This window comes from Caballeronia sp., from assembly GCF_049581465.1.
GTDB lineage: Bacteria > Pseudomonadota > Gammaproteobacteria > Burkholderiales > Burkholderiaceae > Caballeronia.
Map to the genome: position 1 here is coordinate 1 of NZ_JBAUSA010000782.1, position 4108 is coordinate 4108.

Here is a 4108-nt window from a genome sequence, read left to right on the forward strand (position 1 = left end):
GTACCGGTCAGTCCAACCAGCACCAATTTGTCCCGGATTCGTTCAGGATCGACTGTTCCCTGCAGGACGTCGCGTGCCGACACGTAACGGCTGAGCGTCGAGCGAATGGATGCGAAATGCAACCAGATATCCCCACCGGGCTGCGTCGGCACCAGCACATCCGCCACGCCCACCGCTTGCACGCCGGATCCATTGGCATAGACGTCAATCGCCGGTGAACCCGTGGCGAGGCGCAGCATTTCCATCGGCAGACCGGGGACCAGCTTGTCCCCCAAACCCATGATGAGGGGAATATGCCGGACCACGCCTTGTTCGAGCGCCACGCTTAGCATCGCCTGCCCATGGGCCGCTGCCTGCAATTCCGGCAGGCTGGCGAGCACGTAGTCGAAGCGTCGCACGTGACTGAGCGGGTCGGTGCCATGCACGAGGATCGGAGCGCTACGCATATCGGTGCTGGCGGTGACGGCGGGATAATCCAGCGCCGCGGCACCCAGTATGGTCGGCGCCGCACGCAATGATCTGGCGAGAATGGCTTCGTGACTGGGAAGGGCCCGCAAGCCGGCGGCGAGGGCCGCAGCCGATGGCGGCAGATTGGCGGCCACCTTGTCGGGAGAGGTCTGATCCGGCTCCGGCATGTAGATGTCCAAACCAATAGCCAGCGGTTTCAGTGCCGCAATGGCATCGACGAGGCTCGCAAGTCTATTTCGCGGCCACGGCCATTGACCGACGCTTGCCAGCGTTTGCTCATCAATCTCGACGATGGTCACGGGCTGAGCCGTCGGAACCCGCGGAAAGCGCCGTTGATACTGGTCGAACAGAAGTTGCCGGGCGGTTTTAAACGTGTCGGGAACCGCGTTGTCAAGCGACTCCACGAAAGCCGTACGGGGTATGTCGCTAGGCAATTCGCTCGACAGGTTGAGCAGGCTCAGGCCGAACAACACCACGAGTGCCACCGGACGCCCCTGGGCCGCCTTCAGCAGATTCCTGATCCGGGCAAGCCAGGGGTGGTAATAACGTTTCATCAAGGCAAGGCCATTGCGCGTCGATGACCGGCGCGGGTCATTGAATTGTAATGACTACGCGTCGATTCATGCGATTGGGAACACCATCAGCCGTGGGGACCTGCGGCTCGCGCTTGCCCCGGCCAGCAGTCTCTATTTGTCGCGCAGGAATGCCTTGCTTGACCAGGAACGCTGCAACAGTCTGCGCCCGCCGCAAGGACAGTCTGTCATCCCACTCCTGAGTACCCGCCAGGTCCGTGTGACCGACCACCACCAACTGAGGCGCGGGCCACGTCGCTAGGACGGTCTTTAATTCTTTAACCGTGGCCAATGACTCGGGGGCCAATTCGGTGGCCGAGTCAAAGAGAAAGAAAATCGTAAACGTCATGGGGCGAGGAGGCCGGGCCGCGAGTAGCTGGCTATATCGTGCCTGCACGGCTGATGGGCTATCCATCGTTTTTTCGATGTCGCCGCCCTTAGTGACGTCGACGCCGGCGTAAGCCTTGTCTATTCTTTGCTCTCCGGTGGAGCTGTGGACAATGACCGCTCCGACCTTGCCCTCCGGATCCGGCAATAGAATTATTTTGTCCGGTGGCGTGCTACACCCGGCGAGCAAAGCCAGCGTGACCAACGCCGCTGCACATGGCCGCCCGTGACATCGGCTTAAGGCCTTCAACGTGCACCCTCCCCGTTACCGCCGACTTCAATGATAAATGCAGTGCCACGCACGCCCAGCGTAGTAGTCGGCGTACTGAAACGGACGGCGTCCGGATTCGCCTTCGCCAGCTTTCCGGAAATCACTGCAAGGGAACCTCGTTTGATGGAAGCGTCGAGCACTCCTTCATGGGTCGTGGTATTAAACGCGAATTTGTTGAGCTCGAGGATGGTATTGGCTCCGGCCGAGAGTTGGGTGGTGTCGTTCAGGGTGATACCGACGGAGGATTCCGGGCCGGTCACGATGCGATCGCTACCGAAAACCTCGCTGCCAATGGCCGCGCCTGAACTTCCTCCAGACCGCTCGATCCGCACCGTGCCCTTAAGGGTCTTGACGACGCCGGCAGCATCGGCGGCAAGTGCATCGGAAACAGCCATGCACCCGCAGGCAAGAATCACAGCATATTTGATAGCTAGGAGACTGGATAGGAAACGCATCGGTGGCACCTGATTGCGTAAGCGCTGCTTTGCGGGGGGCAGCCCGGCTCCCCGATGTCGACCTGGGCTTATGAGCAATCAGTCCCCGCCTGCTAGTAGAGTTGGGGCTTGTAGCGGACGTGCGGAAATACGGCTCTTGGAAGTCAGGTGGAAACGTTTGTGCGGCATCAAGCAGAGTATGACCCCGATTCAAATGACTCTGTGCGCTTACGCGCATATCGCCACCGGAGACTTCCTTGGCAGCCGGTTTGCGGCTTAAGAACGAAACACAGGCGCTGTACCCTCGCCTGCCGGATTTCAGGCGACTGCGACCATTGCGCCGCTTAAGCTGAGCCTGCGTGCGCTGCTACACTTGCCCTCACGCTAACTCCCCCACAATCCGTGACACCCGGCCCGATGCGCATCGCAATCGGCACAATCGGCGCCTTTCCTTTCGCACCCGATCCTCCCCCGACAAAATCTGCAACCCATGCTTGAATTCGAGAACCTCTGCAAACGCTACGACGAGCACATCATCTTTCAGGGACTGCGTTATCGCGCCGGTGCGGGATGCGTGGCCTTGAACGATGAAACCGGCAGCGGCAAGTCCACCTTGCTTGGCATCCTCGCCGGTACGATCGAGCCCGACCAGGGCGAGGTATGGATCAACGGGTATTCGCTGCGTACCGCCCCGCTCGCGGCGAAGTCCGCACTTGCGTACGTGCCTGACGACTGCATGGCGGATTCGCTCCAGACCGGTCGCGAGTATCTGGAGCTTGTGGCATCGAACAGGAAGACTGCCGTCGACAGCCACGCGCTCGACCTGGCCGACCGCTTCGGCCTGACACCGCATCTTGAGAAGCGCTTCGAGCAAATGTCGTTCGGCACCCGAAAGAAAATATGCCTGACGGCGGCCGCGCTGGGTGACGCCAAGGTCATCATCGCCGATGAACCGGGCGGCGGACTAGACGCCGCCGCACGCGCTGTTCTGGTCGACTTGTTCAAGACGTTAGCCGAAGACCGCACGGTCTTTTTCTCAAGCTACGACCTGGTCTTTACGCGCGCTTGCAACGCGAAAGCGATCACTTTCTCCGACCTTGGCATGAGCGTCTAGGCGGCATAGTGCCAATCGCTCGTGCAGCTGCTGCGTTGCACAAAAGTTGACTTTTAATGTCCTACGGGCTAACCCGAATGCAAATAAGTATCGGTTTGCGGTTGCATTTTAAGTGGTGAAATATCCGCGGCGGGGCTAACTTACATGCATGGCGTAACGCGATGCGGTTAATGCGAAAACGCCCCAAAGAAAAAGCGCTCAGGAGGACGACAGATGGACAGCATTCCGAGTCCCATGAGGTGCCCATGCGGAACGTGCGTTTTTTGCCGCGCGGCACGTACGGAAGCCCGGCACGCCAACATTGTCCAGCCCGATCTGGAACTGGTCGCCGTGCCGCGCGACGAGTCGTTCAAGATCTGGTCGCACGGTTATCCGTATCGCACGGTGCGCTGGCACTTCCATCCGGAATACGAAATTCAGCTCATTACATCGACGACGGGCAAATACTTTGTCGGCGATTACATCGGCAACTTTGCGCAGGGCAATCTGGTGATGACGGGAACGAATCTGCCGCACAACTGGGTCAGCAATGTGCCGCCGGGCGAACATGTGGATGAACGCTGTCTTATCCTCCAATTCGATGCCGAGCTCGTCGCGAACGCCATCAAGGTGTTCCCGGAGCTTAAGCGCGTGGAGTCCCTACTCGATGCATCGCGTTGGGGTGTGCTGTTCACACCGGAAACGGGCGCGGCCGCCGAACCGATCATGCGCGAGATGCTGGGCGCGCAAGGCATGCGGCGCGTCACGTTGTTTGTTGCGTTGCTTGACTTGCTCGTGCAGAGCGCAAGCCAAGTCAAGCTCGCGAGCGCCGCTTATCGTGCGGACCCGGCGCGCTACGCCGAGACACGCATCAATCATGTGC

The 4108-nt window shown here is 60.0% G+C and carries 5 protein-coding genes; 2 read left to right on the forward strand and 3 right to left on the reverse strand.

Annotation, left to right across the window (positions count from 1 at the left end):
- From WCA53_RS19245 to WCA53_RS19255, 3 genes are all read right to left on the reverse strand, one after another.
- Positions 1–1022, reverse strand: a 1022-nt coding sequence (locus WCA53_RS19245) for a CHASE2 domain-containing protein (RefSeq protein ID WP_423914210.1), incomplete at its 3' end; no start/stop codon positions are given.
- Positions 1023–1059: 37 nt separating this feature from the next.
- Entirely contained in the window at positions 1060–1632 is a 573-nt protein-coding gene (locus WCA53_RS19250) for an OmpA family protein (RefSeq protein ID WP_423914213.1), read from the reverse strand.
- A 41-nt stretch (positions 1633–1673) separates the two neighbouring features.
- Positions 1674–2153: a FecR family protein gene (locus tag WCA53_RS19255; RefSeq protein WP_423914215.1), complete on the reverse strand. Its 480-nt coding sequence runs from the start codon at positions 2151–2153 to the stop codon at positions 1674–1676.
- Between the two features lie 469 nt (positions 2154–2622).
- Between WCA53_RS19255 and WCA53_RS19260 the strand changes: the two genes are divergently transcribed.
- On the forward strand, positions 2623–3246 hold the full coding sequence (locus tag WCA53_RS19260) for an ABC transporter ATP-binding protein (RefSeq protein WP_423914218.1): 624 nt from the start codon (positions 2623–2625) through the stop codon (positions 3244–3246).
- A 213-nt stretch (positions 3247–3459) separates the two neighbouring features.
- Positions 3460–4108, forward strand: a 649-nt coding sequence (locus WCA53_RS19265; RefSeq protein ID WP_423914223.1) for a cupin domain-containing protein, incomplete at its 3' end; no start/stop codon positions are given.